Consider the following 19,378-nt stretch of genomic DNA (forward strand, 5'->3'; position numbering starts at 1 on the left):
AAGAAGGGTGAAAGCTGATGGACCTGAAGGTCAAGACAGTGGGGTTGGTCCGGTTTTCGGTGCTGACGCCGACCTACTACTCCGAACGCTTCAAGACGCTGGAGGAGACTGCGGCGCATATCTTCTCACCCGAACGGATGGAGCTGCGCTTTCGCCTGTTCGAAAAGCTGTGCCTCCCATCGCTGGTGCATCAGTCCGATCCTGATTTCGACATGGTGGTGCTGACAGCCGAATCGATGCCGCCGGTCTATCTCGAACGGCTGCTGGATCTGGTCGAACCTCTGCCCCATATCCATTGCCTGCCGGTGGGGACCGACAACCACTATAAGCTGTTGCAGAAGGGGTATAATTCGGTCGGGAGGGAGGGGATCAGCCATCGCATCCTGTTCCGGCTCGATGACGATGACGGGGTGGACAGGGATTTCGTCAGGCGGACCAAGAAATTCGCCCATGCGCTGCTGAAGATGCAGGGGCCGAAGACCCCTTTCATCATTGCCTATAATCGCGGATTCTACGTTCGCTCTACCGGTGACGAGACCGAGATTTTCGATGCCTGCGAACGGGCACCATTGTCGACGGGCACCGCGCTTGTGGCGCCGGCGGGCAGCGGGATGAACCCCTATCGGTTCAACCATCGCAAGCTGGCGCAGCATTTCAACACCTTCAGCGATATCTCGGTGCCGGCCTTCATTCGAACCATCCACGGTGACAACAAGTCTAACCCGGCGCAGATGGGGCTGACCCACAAGATGGACGAGGCCGGGATCGCTCGCGCGCTCGACCGCCACTTCGGTATGACCCTCGGTGATCTGCGAGCGCTCTGAGCCATGAGCCCGAATATGCGCGGCGCGCTGCTGATGATGGGCAGCATGGTGGCTTTCACTGTGAACGACACCTGTATCAAGGCGACGCATGGCATGATGCCGCTGTTGCAGGTGCTGACATTGCGCGGCGCGGTCAGCACGCTGCTGCTTTATCTTCTGGCTCTGTATCTGGGAGCGTTCCGACTGCGGATGAACCGGCACGACGCCGGGTTGATCGGGCTGCGTTGTCTGGCCGAGATCGTGGCAGCCTATTTCTATCTGACCGCATTGATGAACATGCCGCTGGCCAATGTGACGGCGGTGTTGCAGATGCTGCCGTTGACTATGACGCTGGGCGCGGCCCTGGTGTTCGGTGAATATGTCGGGTGGCGGCGGTTGCTGGCGATCGGGATCGGGTTCGTCGGCATGTTGCTGATCGTGCGCCCGGGGCCGGAGGGGTTCAGTCCGGACGCGGGCTATGCGCTGGCATCGGTGGGCTGCGTCACGCTGCGCGACCTGGCGACGCGGCGGATGTCGCCGGGCGTGTCCAGCATGACGGTCACCGTGCTGTCGGCGTTGTCCGTCTTTGTCGCGGCGGGGCTGGCGGCGATCTGGGTCGACTGGGCGCCGATGGATCGGACCAGCCTGGCGTTGATCGGCGGCTCTGGCGTCTTCGTGATGCTGGGGTATCTGCTCAGCGTTATGGTGATGCGGGTGGGAGAGGTCTCTTTCGTGTCGCCGTTTCGCTATACCGGCCTGCTTTGGGCGCTGCTGCTGGGCTGGCTGGTGTTCGGAGACTGGCCGCAGCCGCTGACCCTGCTGGGCGCCGCGATCATCGCGGCGGCGGGGCTGTTCACGCTCTATCGTAGCCGCAAGCTGGCCGAGGCCGGGGCGGAACCCGGTGTGGCGCTGCCGGCAAAGATCCGTCGCACCTGATCCGCGTCGATATTGTAGGTCTGGCGGAAATGCGCTTCTTCCCCGGCATCCAGGGGGCGCAGCGTGATCGGCTTGATCCCGGGCTTCTGCCGGGAATCGTTGTAATCGTTATGGCCGCGCAGCAGCATGTCCTCGCCGGTGAAACTGATGGCGGGCATCATTTGCGGCAGCTTCTCATGGGCGAAATTCATCACGCTCAACTTGACTGAGGGTTTGAACATGACCGCGAGCGCGGCGGTCGTGAACGGCCGTTGGGTGGCGGTCGCAGCCAGGCCATCGGGGCCGGGGCGGACGACATAGCCCTGGTTGAAGTCGATCGCGATATGGCGGTGTTTTCGACTGAGCTTGCGCAGATCCTCGGCTGCGGCCCGCAGCCGTTCGACATAGACGCGGGCAACGGCGTCGTCGTCGTCCATGCGGAATTGCAGACAGGGTTGCTTTTCGGCGCGACGGACCGAATTGATTGCCGCCTGCATCACCTGCCGGTGCAGACCCGGCGGATGGGTCTGGATCACCGCCTGGGGCAGGTCGGCCAACAGGGCCTGAAGGCGGGTCATGTAGGTGGCGGGCAGGCTGTCGCCGGTCACCACGAGAAAGGTGAAATCGGGATCGGTCTGCGCCCGCAGCGGGGGCAGGGTGAGGGCTTCGAAGGTGCGGAACCGTTCCTCCATCCGCTCGGGGGCATAAAGATAGGCGGCGCGATCTTCGAGCGTGTCATGTTCGACCTGAAAGCCGCCATGACCGAGATAGGAAAACCGGCAAATCCCGATGACCTGCATGCGCATCGCTCCCTTCGGAGCGCACGATCCGGGCGCGCCCCGTTGCACCTTCGCAGCGGAGAGGATAGATGACAAGCGGCGCAGCCGGCCCCGGTCCCGCCCTTTGCTGGCAGGCCTGCCGGGGCCACTGGTGTTGACAGCGGGGGCGACTCCGCCTATACGCCGCGCTATCTCGGCACCCGGGGGGCGCCCCAACCGCCGATTTCATATTGTAGTGGTCAAGATCCGGGCAATTTTGCAGCCCCGATCCTCTGATAACCCACCGCGTCGTTCACCTCGGAATGGGAACGATTGCGGTTTTTGCGCTTGCGGACGCGTATGGCGCACGAGATTGGAACCGCACGCACATGCGTGCATAGACACATGTGTTGCGAAACGGGGAAAGAACCGGAATGCCAACGATCCAACAGCTGATCCGCAAGCCGCGGCAGCCGAAAGTTAAACGCTCGAAATCCATGCACCTGGAACAGTGCCCGCAGAAACGCGGCGTCTGCACCCGGGTTTACACCACGACTCCGAAGAAACCGAACTCCGCTATGCGGAAGGTTGCCAAGGTCCGTCTGACCAATGGCTTCGAAGTCATCAGCTATATCCCCGGTGAAAGCCACAACCTTCAGGAGCACTCGGTGGTCCTGATCCGCGGCGGCCGGGTAAAGGACCTTCCGGGTGTCCGTTACCACATCCTTCGCGGTGTTCTGGATACCCAGGGCGTCAAAGACCGTAAGCAGCGCCGCTCGAAATACGGCGCGAAGCGTCCCAAGTAAGGAGAGAGCGAGATGTCCCGTCGTCACGCTGCCGAGAAGCGCGAAGTCCTGCCCGACGCCAAATATGGCGATCGCGTGCTGACCAAATTCATGAACAACCTGATGATCGACGGCAAGAAGTCGGTCGCAGAACGGATCGTCTACAACGCGCTGGATCGCGTTGAAGGCAAGATCAAACGCGCGCCCGTGGAAGTGTTCCACGAAGCGCTGGACAACATCAAACCCTCCGTCGAAGTTCGTTCGCGTCGGGTTGGTGGTGCCACCTATCAGGTGCCGGTCGAAGTGCGCCCCGAGCGTCGCGAAGCCCTGGCCATTCGCTGGCTGATCACTGCGAGCCGCAATCGCAACGAGAACACCATGGAAGAGCGGTTGGCTGGTGAGCTTCTGGACGCAGTCCAGTCGCGCGGTACTGCCGTGAAGAAACGCGAAGACACCCACAAGATGGCCGAGGCGAACAAAGCCTTCAGCCATTATCGCTGGTAAGTAGGAGCGCCCTTCAATGGCACGCGAATATCCCCTCGAGCGCTATCGTAACTTCGGTATCATGGCGCACATCGATGCCGGTAAAACCACCACTACCGAGCGGATCCTGTATTACACCGGGAAATCGCACAAGCTCGGTGAAGTCCATGACGGCGCCGCCACCATGGACTGGATGGAGCAAGAGCAAGAGCGCGGGATCACCATCACCTCGGCTGCGACCACCACCTTCTGGGAACGGACGACGACCGGGACCGAGGCTGAGACGCCGAAGCACCGCTTCAACATCATCGACACCCCCGGCCACGTCGACTTCACCATCGAAGTCGAGCGTTCGCTGGCGGTTCTCGACGGCGCCGTCGCGCTGCTGGACGCCAACGCCGGTGTCGAGCCGCAGACCGAAACCGTGTGGCGTCAGGCTGACCGCTACAAGGTTCCGCGGATGGTCTTCGTCAACAAGATGGACAAGATCGGCGCTGACTTCTTCAACTGCGTGAAGATGATCAAGGACCGCACCGGTGCGATCCCGGTTCCGGTCAACTTCCCGATCGGTGCCGAAGACAAGCTCGAAGGCATCGTCGATCTGATCACCATGGAAGAATGGGTGTGGCTGGGCGAAGACCTGGGTGCATCTTGGGTGCGTCAGCCGATCCGCGACGAACTGAAGGACCTCGCCGACGAATGGCGCGCAAACTTGGTCGAGAACGCCGTCGAGCAAGACGACGCGGCCATGGAAGCCTATCTGGAAGGTGAAGAGCCTGACGTCGAAGCCCTGCGCAAACTGGTGCGCAAGGGTACTCTGAACTTGTCCTTCGTTCCGGTTCTCGGGGGCTCCGCCTTCAAGAACAAGGGCGTGCAGCCGCTGCTGAACGCCGTGATCGACTTCCTGCCCTCGCCGCTGGACGTGCCCGCCTACATGGGCTTCGCTCCGGGCGACGAAGAAGAAGTTCGGAACATCGCCCGTTCGGCCGATGACGAGCAGCCCTTCGCTGCGCTGGCGTTCAAGATCATGAACGACCCCTTCGTCGGCTCGCTGACCTTCACCCGGCTTTACTCCGGCGTGCTGAAAAAAGGCGACGGCATCATCAACTCGACCAAGGGCCGCCGCGAGCGCGTTGGCCGGATGATGATGATGCACTCGAACAACCGCGAGGAAATCGAGGAAGCATTCGCTGGCGACATCATCGCGCTGGCAGGTCTGAAGGAAACCACCACCGGTGACACGCTCTGCGATGCCAACAAGCAGGTGGTTCTGGAAACCATGACCTTCCCCGATCCGGTGATCGAGATCGCGGTCGAACCGAAGACCAAGAACGACCAGGAAAAAATGTCGGCTGGCCTGCAACGTCTGGCTGCCGAAGACCCCTCCTTCCGCGTCGAGACCGACCTCGAGTCCGGTCAGACCATCATGAAGGGCATGGGCGAACTTCACCTGGACATCCTGGTCGACCGTCTGAAGCGCGAATTCAAGGTCGAGGCCAACATCGGTGCGCCACAGGTGGCATATCGCGAGACCATCGGTCACGAGATCGAACATACCTACACCCACAAGAAACAGTCGGGTGGTTCGGGTCAGTTCGCCGAGGTCAAGCTGATCATCTCGCCGACCGAGCCGGGTGAAGGCTATTCGTTCGAATCGCGCATCGTTGGCGGTTCGGTGCCGAAGGAATACATCCCGGGTGTCGAAAAAGGCATCAACTCGGTGATGGATTCGGGCCCGCTGGCCGGCTTCCCGGTGATCGACTTCAAGGTCGCGCTGATCGACGGTAAGTTCCACGACGTGGACTCCTCGGTTCTCGCCTTTGAAATCGCATCGCGGATGTGCATGCGCGAAGGTCTGAGAAAAGCCGGCGCCAAGCTGCTGGAACCGATCATGAAGGTCGAGGTCGTGACGCCGGAAGAATACACCGGTTCGATCATCGGTGACCTCACCTCGCGTCGGGGTCAGGTTCAGGGTCAGGACACCCGCGGCAACGCCATCGCGATCAGCGCCATGGTGCCGCTGGCCAATATGTTCGGCTACATCAATACCCTGCGTTCGATGTCCTCGGGCCGCGCGCAGTTCACGATGCAGTTCGATCACTATGATCCGGTGCCGCAGAACATCAGCGAAGAAATTCAGGCCAAGTTCGCCTGACGCTTGTGACCAAATATGCAGCCTGCGCGGGATCGAGCCCCGCGCAGTGCTCCAACCGAAAAGGAGGCCATCATGGCAAAGGAAAAGTTTGATCGTTCGAAACCGCACGTGAACATCGGCACGATTGGTCACGTTGACCACGGCAAGACGACGCTGACGGCTGCGATCACGAAGTATTTCGGCGACTTCAAAGCCTACGACCAGATCGACGGGGCGCCGGAAGAAAAAGCGCGCGGGATCACGATCTCGACGGCGCACGTTGAGTATGAAACCGAGAGCCGCCACTATGCGCACGTGGACTGCCCCGGCCACGCCGACTATGTGAAGAACATGATCACCGGCGCGGCGCAGATGGACGGCGCGATCCTGGTTGTGAACGCAGCTGACGGCCCGATGCCGCAGACCCGCGAACACATCCTGCTGGCCCGTCAGGTCGGCGTTCCGGCGCTGGTGGTGTTCCTGAACAAGGTCGACCAGGTCGACGACGAGGAACTGCTCGAGCTGGTGGAAATGGAAGTCCGCGAGCTGCTGTCGTCCTACGACTTCCCGGGCGACGATATTCCGATCGTTGCAGGCTCTGCGCTGGCGGCGATGGAAGGCCGTGATCCGGAAATCGGCGAAAACAAGATCCGCGAACTGATGGCGGCTGTGGATGAATACATCCCGACCCCGGAACGCGCGGTGGACCTGCCGTTCCTGATGCCGATCGAAGACGTGTTCTCGATCTCGGGCCGTGGCACCGTTGTGACCGGCCGTGTGGAACGTGGCGTGATCAACGTTGGCGACACCATCGAGATCGTCGGCATCAAGGACACCCAGACCACCACCTGCACCGGTGTGGAAATGTTCCGCAAGCTGCTGGATCGCGGTGAAGCTGGCGACAACATCGGCGCGCTGCTGCGCGGCATCGACCGTGACGCGGTGGAACGTGGCCAGGTTCTGTGCAAACCGGGTTCGGTGACCCCGCACACCAAGTTCGAAGCCGAGGCCTATATCCTGACCAAGGAAGAAGGCGGCCGTCACACCCCGTTCTTCGCGAACTACCGTCCGCAGTTCTACTTCCGGACCACCGACGTGACCGGGACCGTGACGCTGCCGGAAGGCACCGAGATGGTGATGCCGGGCGACAACCTGAAGTTCGAAGTCGAACTGATCGCGCCGATCGCGATGGAAGACGGTCTGCGTTTCGCCATCCGTGAAGGTGGCCGCACCGTCGGCGCCGGCGTGGTGTCGAAGATCATCGAATAATCGCGGCGGGTTTTCCCGCCGGGTGGGCGGCAGTCGCTTTTCATGGAAAAACGACGAGAGCCCGGAGCGATGAATGTTCAAATGGAAAGGGCCTCCTTCGGGAGGCCCTTTTCCCATGCTGAGCGCAGCCGACAGCTTTCCTCCCCCCCCCTGCGCCACGGTCACGTGCGTCCGATCTGCCGCCCGCGACTGCCCGAATGCGGCCCATGCGCCCTTCGGCCTTTTTCTGGCTGCCAATATCCTCGGGGGTGAATTGGCCCATCGGGCCAAGAGGGGGCAGACAGCCCCCCAAAAAAACGCGCGTTCTCGCGCGTGGCAGGCATGGTTTTCCGCGCGGGTTTGCAGTTCCTTCTTGTCCCATGCCGTTTTGCCGTGTATGTGGCGCGGGTTCGCAACTGCGAATAAAGGCGGGATGATTCCCGCCTTTTGGGTTCGAAGAGGGGTTGCGATGAGCGCGGGCCCTCCTCTCAACCCCAACGCCTGGATAAAAAGGCAATACGATGCAAAGCCAAAACATCCGTATCCGGCTTAAGGCGTTCGATTACCGCGTGCTCGATGCCAGCACGCAGGAAATCGTCAACACCGCCAAGCGGACCGGTGCCAACGTGCGTGGCCCGATTCCGCTGCCGAACAAGATCGAGAAGTTCACCGTTCTGCGTGGGCCTCACGTCGACAAGAAATCCCGCGACCAGTTCGAAATCCGCACCCACAAGCGGCTGCTCGACATCGTTGATCCGACTCCGCAGACGGTGGACGCGCTGATGAAGCTCGACCTCGCCGCTGGCGTGGACGTCGAGATCAAGCTGCAGTCGTAAGTTCGGAGGGTAGTGAAGATGCGCTCTGGAATTATCGCAAAGAAAGTCGGCATGACCCGGCTGTTTATGGAAGACGGCAAGCAGATCCCTGTGACCGTCCTGCATCTGGACAACCTGCAGGTCATCGCTCAACGCACCACCGAGAAAGACGGCTACACCGCCGTTCAGCTTGGCGCGGGCAGCCCCAAGATCAAGCGTGTGAGCAAGGCCATGCGCGGCCATTATGCCGCCGCCAAGGTCGAGCCCAAGCGCAAGCTGGCCGAATTCCGCGTTGACCCGGAAAACCTGATCGAAGTCGGTGCCGAAATCTCGGCTGAGCACTTCCTGACCGGTCAGAAGGTTGACGTCTCCGGGACCTCGATCGGTAAGGGTTTCGCCGGTGCCATGAAACGGCACAACTTCGGCGGTCTGCGCGCCTCGCACGGTGTGTCGATCTCACACCGTTCGCATGGTTCGACCGGCCAGTGTCAAGAACCCGGCAAGGTGTTCAAAGGCAAGAAGATGGCCGGCCACATGGGCGCGGCCCGTGTGACGACCCAGAACCTGGAAGTGGTTCGCACCGACGCCGATCGTGGCCTGGTCTTCGTCAAGGGCGCCGTTCCCGGCTCCAAGGGCGGCTGGGTCACCGTGAAGGACGCGGTCAAGAAGAAGCTGCCCGAAGGCGTGCCGTTCCCGGCCGGTCTGAAGGCCGCAGCGACCGAAGCAGCGGAAGCCCCCGCGGAAGGTGGTGAAGCATGAAACTTGACGTGATCAAACTGGACGGCGGCAAGGCCGGCGACATCGAGCTGTCGGAAGAGCTGTTCGGCCTGGAGCCGCGCGCGGACATCCTGCACCGCGTCGTTCGCTGGCAGCGTGCTGCCGCACAGGCCGGCACCCACAAGGTGAAGACCCGTTCGGAAACCAGCTACTCGACCAAGAAGATCTATCGCCAAAAAGGCACCGGCGGCGCCCGCCACGGTGACAAGAATGCGCCGATCTTCCGTCACGGCGGCACCTACAAGGGCCCGACCCCGCGGAGCCATGCCCACGAGCTGCCGAAGAAATTCCGCAAGCTGGGTCTGCGTCACGCGCTGTCGGCCAAGGCGAAAGCCGGTGAGCTGGTGGTGATCGAATCTGCCGAGTCGGAAGGCAAAACCGCCGCCCTGGCCAAGCAGGTCAAGAACCTGGGCTGGAAGCGCGCACTGGTCATCGATGGCGCCGCGGTGAACGAGGGCTTTGCCCGCGCCGCCCGCAACATCGAAGGGCTGGACGTGCTGCCGACCATCGGCGCAAACGTGTATGACATCCTCAAGCGTGACACCCTGGTGATCACCAAGGCGGGTGTCGAAGCTCTGGAGGCCCGACTGAAATGAGCGCGAAAGCAGAACACTACGACGTGATCCGCAAGCCGGTCATCACCGAGAAGGCAACCATGGCGTCCGAAAACGGCGCTGTCGTCTTCGAAGTGGCCATCGACAGCAACAAACCGCAGATCAAGGAAGCGGTCGAAGCGCTGTTCGGTGTCAAGGTGAAGGCGGTCAACACCACCGTCACCAAGGGCAAGGTCAAGCGCTTCCGCGGCCAGATGGGCAAGCGGAAAGACGTGAAGAAGGCCTATGTCACCCTCGAAGAGGGCAACACGATCGACGTGTCGACCGGCCTCTGATCTGACCTCAGGTCTGACAGAATTGGAAAGCCCCTCGCCGGAAGGCGGGGGGCTTTTTGCTGGTTTTTTTGTTGCAATGAGCGGACTCTTTTGCAGGCTGTCAGAGTCGTGGTTCCGTTGTGATCTTCACGTCTGGCTTAGTACATGTGGTGTCGGGTGCATTTGGACCTATATTGATACACGTGACACCGCGTTAATGGTGTGATAAACACCACCAGCTAGAGGGCGGTCTGCATTGAGCTGACTTTGCCTTCTCCGAGTAGGATCAGGTTGATGACATGCCGCGTCGGCAAATGTGAAAAGTGCACGTGTGGCTTTCTGCAAGCGAGTTCGATTCGCATGTCTGTCGCGAATGCTAACTTTGCACCAGTGAAGCGTCCTGAGAAGCTTGTTCGCCGGTCCGCCAAAGAAGCGGCGCTGCGTAACCGAGAGCGCTTTAAGGAGACGCTCGATATTCTTTCGTGACCTTTAGAGTTGAAGAGCAAGACGGCGAAGAAATTAGCTTTCTTGGCTTCGATGATCCTGAGTTCTGCCATGAACAAGCGTTGCTTGCCTATCCGGAACATCGCCGAGGGATGCTAGCCGGGGCGGGCTCGAAGGCGCACTGCATCGCCCGGTGGCGCATCACCTGTACGAAGGTGAATGTGACATTGTGAGACTGGCGGCCCTGCTGTGGCGCGCGGTTTCGATGGCGCACGGGTACGAGGACGGCAACAAACGCTCAGCGTTTCTCTTGATGACAGTCTTCTTGGAAGTCAACGGCGTCGAGCTCGTCGAGGATAGCGCCTATCCCGGGCATTTCATAAATCGATGTTTCGACTGCGGGGACTTTACGGTGGAGACCCTTGATACGTTTCTGAGATCTAGATGCCGGTGGGTCGCCGGGAGTTGAGGTGGCTGCAAGGTAGCCCAGTCATCCCCCTAGACACCTTCCCCCAACCCTGCTACACGCCACCAATCCTGCGGCCTCGGATTCGTTCCGGGGCCCAAGATTTTTGTAACCGGGGACCTTCGGGGCCCTTCAACTGGCCACCTTCGGGGGGCTTTAACATAGCGGGTCCAAAGACAAGAACCTAAGGACCCGTGTGCTAGACGGAAGACAGAAAGCATGGCACTCAAGTCGTATAAGCCGACGACGCCGGGCCAGCGCGGGCTGGTGCTGATCGACCGTTCGGAGCTGTGGAAAGGACGTCCGGTCAAATCCCTTACCGAGGGTTTGACCAAGTCGGGCGGCCGTAACAACACCGGACGGATTACCTCGCGTCGTCGTGGCGGCGGGGCAAAACGCCTCTACCGGATCGTTGATTTCAAGCGCAACAAATTCGATGTTGCCGCGACCGTTGAGCGGATCGAATACGACCCGAACCGGACCGCCTTCATCGCGCTGATCAAATATGAAGATGGCGAACAGGCCTATATCCTGGCGCCGCAGCGTCTGGCTGTTGGTGACAAGGTTGTCGCCGGCGCCAAGGTCGACATCAAGCCGGGCAACGCAATGCCGTTCTCGGGCATGCCGATCGGGACGATTGTCCATAATATCGAAATGAAGCCCGGCAAAGGCGGTCAGATCGCCCGTGCCGCAGGCACCTATGCCCAGTTCGTCGGTCGTGACGGCGGCTACGCCCAGATCCGCCTGTCCTCGGGCGAACTGCGCTTGGTGCGTCAGGAATGCATGGCCACCGTCGGTGCCGTGTCGAACCCCGACAACAGCAACCAGAACTACGGTAAAGCGGGCCGCATGCGTCACAAGGGCATCCGCCCGAGCGTTCGCGGCGTCGTGATGAACCCGATCGACCACCCTCACGGTGGTGGTGAAGGCCGGACTTCGGGTGGTCGTCACCCGGTGACCCCCTGGGGTAAGCCGACCAAGGGTGCCCGTACCCGCAACAAGAACAAGGCGTCGCAGAAGCTGATCATCCGCTCGCGTCACGCCAAGAAGAAAGGCCGCTGATCCATGGCTCGTTCTGTTTGGAAAGGCCCCTTTGTTGACGCTTACGTCCTGAAAAAGGCGGAAGCGGCACGCGAAAGCGGGCGCAATGAAGTCATCAAAATCTGGTCGCGTCGGTCCACCATTCTGCCTCAGTTCGTCGGGCTGACCTTTGGTGTCTACAACGGCCACAAGCACATTCCCGTCAACGTCTCGGAAGACATGATCGGTCAGAAGTTCGGTGAGTATTCGCCGACCCGGACCTATTACGGTCATGCCGCGGACAAGAAAGCGAAGCGGAAGTAAGTCATGGGCAAGGAAAAGAACCCCCGCCGCGTGGCCGAGAACGAAGCGATGGCCAAGGCCCGCATGCTTCGCACCAGCCCGCAGAAACTGAACCTGGTTGCGGCCATGATCCGTGGCAAGAAGGTCGAGAAGGCGCTGACCGATCTCACCTTCTCGAACAAGCGGATCGCGCAGGACGTGAAGAAATGCCTTCAGTCCGCCATCGCCAACGCCGAGAACAACCATAACCTGGATGTCGACGAGCTGATCGTCGCTGAGGCCTATGTCGGCAAGAACCTGACCATGAAGCGCGGTCGCCCGCGTGCCCGTGGCCGGTTCGGCAAGATCATCAAGCCGTTCTCGGAACTCACGATCAAGGTGCGTCAAGTCGAGGAGCAAGCCTAATGGGACATAAAGTCAATCCGGTCGGCATGCGCCTCCAGGTCAACCGTACCTGGGACAGCCGTTGGTACGCTGACACCAAGGATTATGGTGATCTTCTGCTCGAGGACATCAAGCTGCGCGACTTCATCAAGGATGAGTGCAAGCAAGCTGGTGTTGCCCGTGTGATCATCGAACGCCCCCACAAGAAGTGCCGTGTGACCATTCACACCGCGCGTCCGGGCGTGATCATCGGCAAGAAAGGCGCCGACATCGAGGTGCTGCGCAAGAAACTGTCGACCATGACCGACAGCGAACTGCACCTGAACATCGTCGAAGTTCGCAAGCCCGAGCTGGACGCCGCCCTGGTGGGTGAATCCATCGCTCAGCAGCTGGAACGTCGGGTGTCCTTCCGTCGTGCCATGAAGCGTGCCGTGCAAAACGCCATGCGTATGGGCGCCCTGGGTATCCGGGTCAACGTTGCCGGCCGTCTCGGCGGCGCGGAAATCGCCCGGACCGAGTGGTATCGTGAGGGCCGTGTGCCGCTTCACACCCTGCGTGCGGATATTGATTACGCGCATGCCGAAGCGATGACGCCCTATGGCATCATCGGGATCAAGGTCTGGATCTTCAAAGGCGAGATCATGGAGCATGATCCGGCGGCGCGGGATCGCAAGGCACAAGAGATTCAGGATGGCCCGGCCCCCCGTGGGGCAACCGGCGGCCGTCGTGATCGCTAAGGAGTAATGAGAAATGCTTCAGCCTAAGCGTACGAAATTCCGCAAGATGCACAAAGGCCGGATCAAGGGCGAAGCCAAAGGTGGCTCCGACCTGAACTTCGGTCACTACGGCCTCAAGGCGCTGGAACCTGAGCGGGTCACCGCCCGTCAGATCGAAGCCGCCCGTCGTGCCATGACGCGCCACATGAAGCGTCAAGGCCGCGTCTGGATCCGCATCTTCCCCGACACTCCGGTGACGTCGAAACCGACCGAAGTCCGGATGGGTAAAGGTAAGGGTTCAGTCGACTATTGGGCCGCCAAGGTCAAACCCGGTCGGATCATGTTCGAGCTGGAAGGTGTCAGCGAAGACATCGCCCGCGAGGCTCTGCGCCTTGCCGCGATGAAGCTGCCGATCAAAACCCGGGTTGTGGTCCGCGAGGACTGGTAATCCGGGCGCCGGGCAATCCCGGTCCCTGACAAAGAAACCCCCGTCGAGCGATCGGCGGGGGTTTTTCCTTTCCCGATCCCGCCTTGATTAGGTGAGGGGGAGCAGCTCTGCTCCCTCGGGGTCAAGCAGCTCGATATCCTTTAAGGTCACGCCGGTCGCATGCAGGCTGATTACGACATGACGGGTGATCTGATCATCGCTTTCATAGGTAAGCGTGACGTCTGTGCCGGTTTCTCCGTCGTCTTTCTCAACTTCCGAGAGCGAGAGGCCGCTCAGCGCATAGCCGTCATTTTGTGGTGTGGCATCCAGGACGAGCTTGTCGATCCCAGGCTCGAAATCCGGGATCGTGAGCGTCTCGATCCTGAGCGAACCGTCGTCCAGCAGCGTCGCATTCGGGTGGTCATGGCCTGAGCCGATCTCTGTCCCGATCTCGGCCGCGCCTTTATCGACCGAGACCTCGAAGATATCCGCGCCGGCACCGCCGTAGGCAAGCTGCATTTCGATGCCGAGATCGTTGACTGCCGTCATGGCATCAAAGCGGATGATGTCATCCCTGTCACCGCCCGACGGGACTGCGACATAGCCGATCCCGTTCGGTCCGCCACCGCCTTCGACGATGATCAGATCGTTGCCGGCGCCGCGGTTCAGCCGACCGTCCTCGACGGCGGAGGCGTCTATGATGTCGTCGCCCTCGCCGCCTTCGACCAGTAGACCATTGCTGTCAGAGGAGGTGACGGTGATCGGGTCGTCGCCATCCCCGCCATAGACTTGAGGGGCGAAGCTGTAGACCGTTAGGGTGTCATCGTCCTCGCCGCCGTGAACCTCACCGTCTTCCGTCTCCAAGGTGATCACATCATCGCCACTGCCGCCGTCAACCAGGTCGAGGTTGTTCAGGTCTTGCCCCATCCATGCGGTCGGCGCGTCGGAGCCGTTGGCATCGAAAAGGTCAATGACATCGTCGCCGTCCCGGGCATCATTGTCATCATCGTCGAGCGGGACGGTGGAGAGCAGCCCGAAACCGATCAGGGCAGTAATCGCAAATATCATCACAGTTCCATTCCCGTGTTGGAGGAAATGGTAATTAGGGTGATAACCAGTATTACATTTCGAACAATCTTGCGCCGTTGATTGCCGGGCTTCCAAACTGGATGGAAAACACAAAGCCTGTGCAAATTCCGCCTCTCGCGCAGTTGCACCGGGCGCGGTAAGACAGCCTCATGTCACAGATCGAATCGCTCTTTGTCACCCGCCTCTATCGCGCTGCGCTGCGTGAACAGGGCCCTGTCATCGACCCCTCCGAACTGGAGGTGTCCTGCTATTCCATCGCCGAGGATGATGAGGCGGGGCAGGAGTGGTGCGAGGAGAACGGCTATCCCGGCTATACCTCTTATGCCTCGCTGACCGATTTGCCCTGGCGGTTCCCGATCTTCGCCGATCTGGTGAAGTCGCTCGATGCTCATGTGGCGGCTTTTGTCGAGGACCTGGAATTCGATCTCGACGGGCGCGCGCTGAAGCTGGAAGATCTTTGGATCAACATCCTGCCCGAGGGCGGCACTCATGCGTCGCATATCCACCCGCACAGCGTGATCAGTGGCACCACCTATGTGTCGATGCCGACAGGTGCCAGCGCGATCAAATATGAAGATCCGCGCTCGGCCATGCTGATGGCGGCACCGCCGCGGCGCAAGGATGCCCGGCGCGAGCTGCAGACCTTTGTCTATGTCGCCCCGGAGGTGGGGGAGGTCCTGTTGTGGGAAAGCTGGCTGCGTCATGAGGTGCCGTTGAACCAGGCCGAGGATGAGCGGATAAGCGTCAGCTTCAACTATAGCTGGGCGTGATGGCCCGAAGAGGGAGGGGGCGCAGTGGGCCGCGGTTCGGCCCATCATTCTATTGGGGAAAGGTTGAATGGATCCTCGCAAGCTTGAAATGACCGTTCTGATGACGCCGGACATGGCGAATTTCAGCGGTAAGGTGCATGGTGGTGCGCTGCTGAACCTGCTGGACCGGGTTGCATTTTCCTGTGCTTCGCGGTTTTCCAAGCAATATGCCGTGACACTTTCCGTAGATCAGGTAACCTTCAAGCAGCCGATCAATGTTGGGGAGCTGGTGACCTTCCGCGCCAGCGTCAACCTGGCCGGTCGGACGTCGATGGAAATCGGCATTCGGGTCGAGGCGCAGGATATTCGCGCCGGCACCACGCGGCATACCAATTCGTGTTATTTCACCATGGTCGCGGTGGACGAGCATGGTACGCCGACCGAAGTGCCCACCCTTGCGGTGCTGGACGAGACCGAGGCCCGGCGTCAGCGCGCTGCTGAAACGCGCAAGAAGCTGCGCCGCCAATTCTCGGAAGAGATGAAAAAGGCCGCCCAGGGCTGAAGCACGCGGGTCTGTCGCCGGGGCAGGGCGTATCGCGAAAAGGCCAAGTAATTGCTTGCCCCGCAGGTGATCCTCCCCTATAGAACGCCATCTCACGGATTCCCGCTTTGGCGGGATTCGTGTGTTTGCAATTCATCCACCAGGTCAAGGGTGACCCGATCGACGGGGCCTTCTGGTGTTTTGAGAGAAGGAAAAGGCGATGAACGCCAAAGAACTGCGTGACAAGACGCCGGATCAGCTCCGGGAAGAGCTTGCCAACCTGAAGAAAGAAAGCTTCAACCTGCGCTTTCAACAGGCAACCGGTCAGCTGGAAAACACGGCAGGCATCAAGGCGGCTCGTCGCAATGCTGCCCGCGTGAAAACCATCCTGAACGAAAAAGCTGCTGCTGCAGCCGGCGACGCATAAGGAGCCTGCAAGATGCCCAAACGTATCCTTTCCGGCACCGTGACCAGCGACGCCAACGCTCAGACCGTCACCGTTCTGGTGGAGCGCCGCTTCACCCATCCGGTTCTGAAGAAGACCATCCGTAAGTCCAAGAAATACCGGGCTCACGACGAGAAGAACGCCTACAAAGTGGGTGATACGGTTCGCATCATCGAATGCGCGCCGAAGTCGAAGACGAAACGCTGGGAGGTTCTGGAGGCGTAAGCCTTCCGGACCTTTCGGCCTGATCGAAACCCTGGGGGACAAAATATGACACGCCCCCACAGGTCGGGAGAAACCACATGATCCAGATGCAGACCAATCTGGATGTCGCTGACAACTCCGGCGCTCGCCGGGTGCAGTGCATCAAGGTCCTGGGTGGTTCCAAGCGGAAATACGCGTCGGTGGGTGATATCATCGTCGTATCCGTGAAAGAGGCCATCCCGCGCGGCCGCGTGAAGAAAGGTGACGTCCGTAAGGCCGTCGTCGTGCGCACCGCCAAGGAAGTCCGTCGCGAAGACGGCACCGCGATCCGCTTCGATCGCAACGCTGCCGTGATTCTTAACAACAACAACGAGCCCGTCGGCACCCGTATCTTCGGCCCGGTTGTTCGCGAACTGCGCGCGAAGAACTTCATGAAGATCATCTCGCTGGCTCCGGAGGTGCTGTAATCATGGCTGCGAAGCTCCGCAAAGGCGACAAAGTCGTCGTGCTGGCCGGCAAGGACAAGGGCAAGGAAGGCACCATCGCCTCCGTTGACCCGAAAGCCGGCAAAGCCGTTGTCGATGGCGTGAACATGGCCATCCGTCACACCCGTCAAAGCCAAACCAGCCAGGGCGGCCGCCTGCCGAAGGCAGTGCCGATCGACCTGAGCAACCTGGCGCTGCTGGACAAGAACGGCAAAGCCACCCGCGTCGGCTTCCGCATGGAAGGTGACAAGAAGGTGCGTTTCGCCAAGACCACGGGAGACGTGATCGATGCTTGATGCCGCAACCTACACCCCGCGTCTCAAGGCGCTGTACAAAGACAGCATCCGCGCCGCTCTGAAAGAAGAGTTCGGCTATAAGAACGACATGCAGATCCCCGGTCTGGACAAAATCGTTCTGAACATCGGCTGTGGTGCCGAGGCGGTCAAAGACAGCAAGAAGGCGAAATCGGCTCAGGAAGACCTGACTTCGATCGCCGGCCAGAAGGCTGTCGTCACCAAGGCAAAGAAATCCATCGCCGGCTTCCGCGTGCGTGAAGACATGGCTCTGGGTGCCAAGGTGACCCTGCGCAGTGACCGGATGTATGAATTCCTCGATCGTCTGATCACTGTTGCGATGCCGCGCGTGCGCGACTTCCGCGGTGTGAAGCCCTCGTTCGATGGCCGTGGCAACTTCGCGATGGGCCTGAAAGAGCACATCGTGTTCCCGGAAATCGACTTCGACAAGGTCGACGAGGTCTGGGGCATGGATATCATCATCGCCACCACTGCGAAAACCGACGCGGAAGCCAAAGCGCTGTTGAAGCTGTTCAACATGCCGTTCAACAGCTGATCGCGGGAAGGATAAGACATGGCTAAGAAAGCAATGATCGAACGCGAAAAGAAGCGTGAACGGCTGGTGGCGAAATACGCCGAAAAGCGTGCCGCGCTGAAAGAGATCGCGAATGACGAAGCCCGCCCGATGGAAGAGCGTTTCAAAGCGCGTCTGAAACTGGCGAAACTGCCGCGCAACGGTTCGGCCACCCGGCTGCACAACCGCTGCCAGCTGACCGGTCGTCCCCATGCTTACTATCGTAAGCTGAAGGTCAGCCGGATCATGCTGCGGGAACTGGGCTCGAATGGCCAGATCCCCGGTCTGGTGAAGTCGAGCTGGTAAGGAGGGCATAGAGATGAACGATCCTATCGGCGATATGCTCACCCGTATCCGCAACGCGCAAATGCGCGGCAAAAGCACCGTGCTGACTCCGGCGTCGAAACTGCGCGCCTGGGTTCTGGATGTGCTGGCGGACGAAGGCTATATCCGTGGCTATGACAAGCTGACTGGCGAAAATGGCCATCCGGCTCTGGAAATCAGCCTGAAATACTTCGAAGGCGAACCTGTTATTCGCGAACTGAAGCGGGTCTCCAAACCCGGTCGTCGCGTGTACATGGGCGTCAAGGACATCCCGCAGGTCCGTCAGGGTCTGGGCGTGTCGATTGTCTCCACCCCCAAGGGTGTGATGTCGGATGCAAACGCACGTAGCGCCAATGTCGGCGGCGAAGTGCTCTGCACCGTCTTCTAAGGAGGTCAGACATGTCTCGTATTGGTAAGAAACCGGTCGAACTGCCCAGCGGCGTTACCGCCTCTGTGTCGGGTCAGACCGTGGAAGTGAAGGGGCCGAAAGGCACCCGGACCTTTACCGCCACCGACGATGTCACCATCGTTGTCGAAGACAACACCGTGAAGGTCGAACCGCGTGGCAAGTCCAAGCGCGCCCGCCAGCAATGGGGGATGTCGCGGACTCAGGTTGCCAATCTGGTGGCCGGTGTGACCGCAGGCTTCAAGAAAGAGCTCGAAATCCAAGGTGTGGGTTACCGCGCCGCGGTGCAGGGCAACGTCCTGAAGCTGAACCTGGGCTATAGCCACGATGTGGACTTTGATATCCCGGCCGGCGTGACGGTGACTGCACCCAAGCAAACGGAAATCGTTGTCGAAGGCATCGACCAGCAACTGGTCGGCCAGGTTGCCGCGAACATCCGTGAATGGCGCGCGCCCGAGCCCTATAAGGGCAAAGGCATCCGCTACAAGGGTGAGTACATCTTCCGCAAGGAAGGCAAGAAGAAGTAAGGACGCTCAAGATGGCACACAGCAAACGGACCCTGTTTCTGAAACGTCGCCTGCGCGTTCGGAACAAACTTCGCAAGGTCAATGCCGGGCGGCTTCGCCTCTCGGTTCACCGTTCGAACAAGAACATCAGCGTGCAGCTGATCGACGACGTTCGCGGCGTGACCCTGGCTTCGGCCTCCAGCCTGGAAAAAGATCTGGGCGTTGTCGGCAAGAACAACATCGAAGCGGCCGCCAAGGTGGGCGCAGCGATTGCCGAACGCGCCAAGAAAGCCGGCGTGGAAGAAGCCTATTTCGATCGTGGCGGCTTCCTGTTTCATGGCAAGGTGAAGGCTCTGGCCGACGCCGCGCGTGAAGGCGGTCTCAAGATCTAAACGTGTGGGCGGTGTTCTGCACCG

The 19,378-nt window shown here is 60.4% G+C and carries 30 protein-coding genes; 28 read left to right on the plus strand and 2 right to left on the minus strand.

The genetic code is table 11. The features are described 5' to 3' along the window. Positions 1-17 precede the first annotated feature (17 nt). Positions 18-824 (plus strand): glycosyltransferase, encoded by an 807-nt coding sequence (locus tag G455_RS0112795; RefSeq protein ID WP_028094068.1) that lies wholly within the window; start codon positions 18-20, stop codon positions 822-824. A 15-nt stretch (positions 825-839) separates the two neighbouring features. Continuing rightward, entirely contained in the window at positions 840-1,739 is a 900-nt protein-coding gene (locus G455_RS0112800; RefSeq protein WP_308434088.1) for a DMT family transporter, read from the plus strand. On the opposite strand, the gene G455_RS24050 is transcribed toward G455_RS0112800, so the two are convergent. After that, positions 1,664-2,524 (minus strand): putative rhamnosyl transferase, encoded by an 861-nt coding sequence (locus tag G455_RS24050; protein ID WP_322786465.1) that lies wholly within the window; start codon positions 2,522-2,524, stop codon positions 1,664-1,666. The two genes, G455_RS0112800 and G455_RS24050, sit on opposite strands and share 76 nt — an antisense overlap. Before the next feature lie 386 nt (positions 2,525-2,910). Here G455_RS24050 and rpsL point away from each other — a divergent pair, with 386 nt between their 5' ends. From rpsL to rplP, 15 genes are all read left to right on the plus strand, one after another. Further along, the gene (gene rpsL / locus G455_RS0112810) at positions 2,911-3,282 is read left to right on the plus strand and encodes a 30S ribosomal protein S12 (protein ID WP_005621086.1); all 372 of its coding nucleotides are present in this window, start codon (positions 2,911-2,913) and stop codon (positions 3,280-3,282) included. A gap of 12 nt (positions 3,283-3,294) precedes the next feature. Further along, complete coding sequence (gene rpsG, locus G455_RS0112815; protein WP_028094070.1) at positions 3,295-3,765, plus strand: 30S ribosomal protein S7; 471 nt, start codon at positions 3,295-3,297, stop codon at positions 3,763-3,765. A gap of 16 nt (positions 3,766-3,781) precedes the next feature. After that, on the plus strand, positions 3,782-5,899 hold the full coding sequence (gene fusA, locus G455_RS0112820; protein WP_028094071.1) for an elongation factor G: 2,118 nt from the start codon (positions 3,782-3,784) through the stop codon (positions 5,897-5,899). 72 nt (positions 5,900-5,971) lie between these two features. Beyond that, positions 5,972-7,147 (plus strand): elongation factor Tu, encoded by a 1,176-nt coding sequence (gene tuf / locus G455_RS0112825; RefSeq protein ID WP_028094072.1) that lies wholly within the window; start codon positions 5,972-5,974, stop codon positions 7,145-7,147. A 500-nt stretch (positions 7,148-7,647) separates the two neighbouring features. After that, positions 7,648-7,962 (plus strand): 30S ribosomal protein S10, encoded by a 315-nt coding sequence (gene rpsJ / locus G455_RS0112830; protein ID WP_008756422.1) that lies wholly within the window; start codon positions 7,648-7,650, stop codon positions 7,960-7,962. A gap of 18 nt (positions 7,963-7,980) precedes the next feature. Then, the gene (rplC, locus tag G455_RS0112835; protein WP_028094073.1) at positions 7,981-8,700 is read left to right on the plus strand and encodes a 50S ribosomal protein L3; all 720 of its coding nucleotides are present in this window, start codon (positions 7,981-7,983) and stop codon (positions 8,698-8,700) included. Continuing rightward, positions 8,697-9,314, plus strand: a complete 618-nt coding sequence (gene rplD, locus G455_RS0112840) for a 50S ribosomal protein L4 (RefSeq protein ID WP_028094074.1) — start codon at positions 8,697-8,699, stop codon at positions 9,312-9,314. Before rplC ends, rplD begins: the two co-directional genes overlap by 4 nt. Continuing rightward, positions 9,311-9,607, plus strand: a complete 297-nt coding sequence (locus G455_RS0112845; RefSeq protein ID WP_028094075.1) for a 50S ribosomal protein L23 — start codon at positions 9,311-9,313, stop codon at positions 9,605-9,607. The genes rplD and G455_RS0112845 overlap by 4 nt, the downstream gene beginning before the upstream one ends. 461 nt (positions 9,608-10,068) lie before the next feature. Continuing rightward, complete coding sequence (locus G455_RS26390; RefSeq protein ID WP_154664381.1) at positions 10,069-10,263, plus strand: hypothetical protein; 195 nt, start codon at positions 10,069-10,071, stop codon at positions 10,261-10,263. Then, complete coding sequence (locus G455_RS27195; protein ID WP_051312471.1) at positions 10,224-10,499, plus strand: Fic family protein; 276 nt, start codon at positions 10,224-10,226, stop codon at positions 10,497-10,499. The genes G455_RS26390 and G455_RS27195 overlap by 40 nt, the downstream gene beginning before the upstream one ends. A gap of 216 nt (positions 10,500-10,715) precedes the next feature. Further along, the gene (gene rplB / locus G455_RS0112855) at positions 10,716-11,558 is read left to right on the plus strand and encodes a 50S ribosomal protein L2 (RefSeq protein ID WP_028094076.1); all 843 of its coding nucleotides are present in this window, start codon (positions 10,716-10,718) and stop codon (positions 11,556-11,558) included. A 3-nt stretch (positions 11,559-11,561) separates the two neighbouring features. Further along, positions 11,562-11,840 carry a 30S ribosomal protein S19 gene (gene rpsS / locus G455_RS0112860; RefSeq protein WP_008281873.1) on the plus strand — a complete coding sequence of 93 codons (279 nt, stop codon included), beginning with the start codon at positions 11,562-11,564 and terminating at the stop codon, positions 11,838-11,840. Positions 11,841-11,843: 3 nt separating this feature from the next. Next, a complete protein-coding gene (gene rplV / locus G455_RS0112865; RefSeq protein WP_035366724.1) occupies positions 11,844-12,224 on the plus strand; it encodes a 50S ribosomal protein L22 in 381 nt (126 codons plus the stop codon). Beyond that, positions 12,224-12,940 (plus strand): 30S ribosomal protein S3, encoded by a 717-nt coding sequence (gene rpsC, locus G455_RS0112870; protein WP_028094078.1) that lies wholly within the window; start codon positions 12,224-12,226, stop codon positions 12,938-12,940. Before rplV ends, rpsC begins: the two co-directional genes overlap by 1 nt. Before the next feature lie 13 nt (positions 12,941-12,953). Further along, positions 12,954-13,367 carry a 50S ribosomal protein L16 gene (rplP, locus tag G455_RS0112875; protein ID WP_028094079.1) on the plus strand — a complete coding sequence of 138 codons (414 nt, stop codon included), beginning with the start codon at positions 12,954-12,956 and terminating at the stop codon, positions 13,365-13,367. 87 nt (positions 13,368-13,454) lie between these two features. On the opposite strand, the gene G455_RS0112880 is transcribed toward rplP, so the two are convergent. Then, the gene (locus G455_RS0112880; protein ID WP_028094080.1) at positions 13,455-14,414 is read right to left on the minus strand and encodes a hypothetical protein; all 960 of its coding nucleotides are present in this window, start codon (positions 14,412-14,414) and stop codon (positions 13,455-13,457) included. A 170-nt stretch (positions 14,415-14,584) separates the two neighbouring features. On the opposite strand from G455_RS0112880, the gene G455_RS0112885 reads away from it, so the two are divergent. The 11 genes from G455_RS0112885 (at position 14,585) to rplR (ending at position 19,354) form a co-directional block, all read left to right on the plus strand. After that, positions 14,585-15,205 (plus strand): 2OG-Fe(II) oxygenase family protein, encoded by a 621-nt coding sequence (locus G455_RS0112885; protein ID WP_028094081.1) that lies wholly within the window; start codon positions 14,585-14,587, stop codon positions 15,203-15,205. A gap of 67 nt (positions 15,206-15,272) precedes the next feature. Continuing rightward, positions 15,273-15,746, plus strand: a complete 474-nt coding sequence (locus G455_RS0112890) for an acyl-CoA thioesterase (RefSeq protein ID WP_028094082.1) — start codon at positions 15,273-15,275, stop codon at positions 15,744-15,746. A gap of 199 nt (positions 15,747-15,945) precedes the next feature. Further along, on the plus strand, positions 15,946-16,152 hold the full coding sequence (gene rpmC / locus G455_RS0112895; protein WP_028094083.1) for a 50S ribosomal protein L29: 207 nt from the start codon (positions 15,946-15,948) through the stop codon (positions 16,150-16,152). Between the two features lie 12 nt (positions 16,153-16,164). Next, the gene (gene rpsQ / locus G455_RS0112900) at positions 16,165-16,395 is read left to right on the plus strand and encodes a 30S ribosomal protein S17 (RefSeq protein ID WP_028094084.1); all 231 of its coding nucleotides are present in this window, start codon (positions 16,165-16,167) and stop codon (positions 16,393-16,395) included. A 77-nt stretch (positions 16,396-16,472) separates the two neighbouring features. Beyond that, positions 16,473-16,841, plus strand: coding sequence for a 50S ribosomal protein L14 (rplN, locus tag G455_RS0112905; RefSeq protein WP_005621870.1), 369 nt, complete (start codon positions 16,473-16,475; stop codon positions 16,839-16,841). Positions 16,842-16,843: 2 nt separating this feature from the next. Beyond that, on the plus strand, positions 16,844-17,155 hold the full coding sequence (rplX, locus tag G455_RS0112910) for a 50S ribosomal protein L24 (protein ID WP_028094085.1): 312 nt from the start codon (positions 16,844-16,846) through the stop codon (positions 17,153-17,155). Continuing rightward, entirely contained in the window at positions 17,148-17,708 is a 561-nt protein-coding gene (gene rplE / locus G455_RS0112915; RefSeq protein WP_028094086.1) for a 50S ribosomal protein L5, read from the plus strand. The genes rplX and rplE overlap by 8 nt, the downstream gene beginning before the upstream one ends. A gap of 18 nt (positions 17,709-17,726) precedes the next feature. Then, the gene (rpsN, locus tag G455_RS0112920) at positions 17,727-18,032 is read left to right on the plus strand and encodes a 30S ribosomal protein S14 (protein ID WP_028094087.1); all 306 of its coding nucleotides are present in this window, start codon (positions 17,727-17,729) and stop codon (positions 18,030-18,032) included. 13 nt (positions 18,033-18,045) lie between these two features. Next, positions 18,046-18,438 carry a 30S ribosomal protein S8 gene (gene rpsH, locus G455_RS0112925; RefSeq protein WP_035366725.1) on the plus strand — a complete coding sequence of 131 codons (393 nt, stop codon included), beginning with the start codon at positions 18,046-18,048 and terminating at the stop codon, positions 18,436-18,438. An 11-nt stretch (positions 18,439-18,449) separates the two neighbouring features. Next, positions 18,450-18,983, plus strand: a complete 534-nt coding sequence (rplF, locus tag G455_RS0112930) for a 50S ribosomal protein L6 (RefSeq protein ID WP_028094089.1) — start codon at positions 18,450-18,452, stop codon at positions 18,981-18,983. 11 nt (positions 18,984-18,994) lie between these two features. After that, a complete protein-coding gene (gene rplR / locus G455_RS0112935) occupies positions 18,995-19,354 on the plus strand; it encodes a 50S ribosomal protein L18 (protein ID WP_028094090.1) in 360 nt (119 codons plus the stop codon). Positions 19,355-19,378: the final 24 nt, after the last annotated feature.

Source organism: Pseudodonghicola xiamenensis DSM 18339, assembly GCF_000429365.1.
Classification (GTDB): Bacteria; Pseudomonadota; Alphaproteobacteria; order Rhodobacterales; family Rhodobacteraceae; genus Pseudodonghicola; species Pseudodonghicola xiamenensis.

What these genes read in the sequence shown, in the direction of transcription:
- rplV (WP_035366724.1), top strand. Translation starts at nt 11,844, where the DNA reads ATGGGCAAGGAAAAGAACCCCCGCCGCGTGGCCGAGAACGAAGCGATG.
- G455_RS0112845 (WP_028094075.1), top strand. Translation starts at nt 9,311, where the DNA reads ATGAGCGCGAAAGCAGAACACTACGACGTGATCCGCAAGCCGGTCATC.
- G455_RS0112800 (WP_308434088.1), top strand. Translation starts at nt 840, where the DNA reads ATGCGCGGCGCGCTGCTGATGATGGGCAGCATGGTGGCTTTCACTGTG.
- rplR (WP_028094090.1), top strand. Translation starts at nt 18,995, where the DNA reads ATGGCACACAGCAAACGGACCCTGTTTCTGAAACGTCGCCTGCGCGTT.
- rplC (WP_028094073.1), top strand. Translation starts at nt 7,981, where the DNA reads ATGCGCTCTGGAATTATCGCAAAGAAAGTCGGCATGACCCGGCTGTTT.
- G455_RS0112890 (WP_028094082.1), top strand. Translation starts at nt 15,273, where the DNA reads ATGGATCCTCGCAAGCTTGAAATGACCGTTCTGATGACGCCGGACATG.
- rpsQ (WP_028094084.1), top strand. Translation starts at nt 16,165, where the DNA reads ATGCCCAAACGTATCCTTTCCGGCACCGTGACCAGCGACGCCAACGCT.
- rplF (WP_028094089.1), top strand. Translation starts at nt 18,450, where the DNA reads ATGTCTCGTATTGGTAAGAAACCGGTCGAACTGCCCAGCGGCGTTACC.
- rpsH (WP_035366725.1), top strand. Translation starts at nt 18,046, where the DNA reads ATGAACGATCCTATCGGCGATATGCTCACCCGTATCCGCAACGCGCAA.
- rplX (WP_028094085.1), top strand. Translation starts at nt 16,844, where the DNA reads ATGGCTGCGAAGCTCCGCAAAGGCGACAAAGTCGTCGTGCTGGCCGGC.
- rpsC (WP_028094078.1), top strand. Translation starts at nt 12,224, where the DNA reads ATGGGACATAAAGTCAATCCGGTCGGCATGCGCCTCCAGGTCAACCGT.
- tuf (WP_028094072.1), top strand. Translation starts at nt 5,972, where the DNA reads ATGGCAAAGGAAAAGTTTGATCGTTCGAAACCGCACGTGAACATCGGC.
- rpsS (WP_008281873.1), top strand. Translation starts at nt 11,562, where the DNA reads ATGGCTCGTTCTGTTTGGAAAGGCCCCTTTGTTGACGCTTACGTCCTG.
- rplE (WP_028094086.1), top strand. Translation starts at nt 17,148, where the DNA reads ATGCTTGATGCCGCAACCTACACCCCGCGTCTCAAGGCGCTGTACAAA.
- rplD (WP_028094074.1), top strand. Translation starts at nt 8,697, where the DNA reads ATGAAACTTGACGTGATCAAACTGGACGGCGGCAAGGCCGGCGACATC.
- G455_RS0112885 (WP_028094081.1), top strand. Translation starts at nt 14,585, where the DNA reads ATGTCACAGATCGAATCGCTCTTTGTCACCCGCCTCTATCGCGCTGCG.
- rpsJ (WP_008756422.1), top strand. Translation starts at nt 7,648, where the DNA reads ATGCAAAGCCAAAACATCCGTATCCGGCTTAAGGCGTTCGATTACCGC.
- rplP (WP_028094079.1), top strand. Translation starts at nt 12,954, where the DNA reads ATGCTTCAGCCTAAGCGTACGAAATTCCGCAAGATGCACAAAGGCCGG.
- fusA (WP_028094071.1), top strand. Translation starts at nt 3,782, where the DNA reads ATGGCACGCGAATATCCCCTCGAGCGCTATCGTAACTTCGGTATCATG.
- rpmC (WP_028094083.1), top strand. Translation starts at nt 15,946, where the DNA reads ATGAACGCCAAAGAACTGCGTGACAAGACGCCGGATCAGCTCCGGGAA.
- G455_RS0112880 (WP_028094080.1), bottom strand. Translation starts at nt 14,414, where the DNA reads ATGATATTTGCGATTACTGCCCTGATCGGTTTCGGGCTGCTCTCCACC.
- rpsG (WP_028094070.1), top strand. Translation starts at nt 3,295, where the DNA reads ATGTCCCGTCGTCACGCTGCCGAGAAGCGCGAAGTCCTGCCCGACGCC.
- rplB (WP_028094076.1), top strand. Translation starts at nt 10,716, where the DNA reads ATGGCACTCAAGTCGTATAAGCCGACGACGCCGGGCCAGCGCGGGCTG.
- rplN (WP_005621870.1), top strand. Translation starts at nt 16,473, where the DNA reads ATGATCCAGATGCAGACCAATCTGGATGTCGCTGACAACTCCGGCGCT.
- G455_RS0112795 (WP_028094068.1), top strand. Translation starts at nt 18, where the DNA reads ATGGACCTGAAGGTCAAGACAGTGGGGTTGGTCCGGTTTTCGGTGCTG.
- rpsL (WP_005621086.1), top strand. Translation starts at nt 2,911, where the DNA reads ATGCCAACGATCCAACAGCTGATCCGCAAGCCGCGGCAGCCGAAAGTT.
- rpsN (WP_028094087.1), top strand. Translation starts at nt 17,727, where the DNA reads ATGGCTAAGAAAGCAATGATCGAACGCGAAAAGAAGCGTGAACGGCTG.
- G455_RS24050 (WP_322786465.1), bottom strand. Translation starts at nt 2,524, where the DNA reads ATGCGCATGCAGGTCATCGGGATTTGCCGGTTTTCCTATCTCGGTCAT.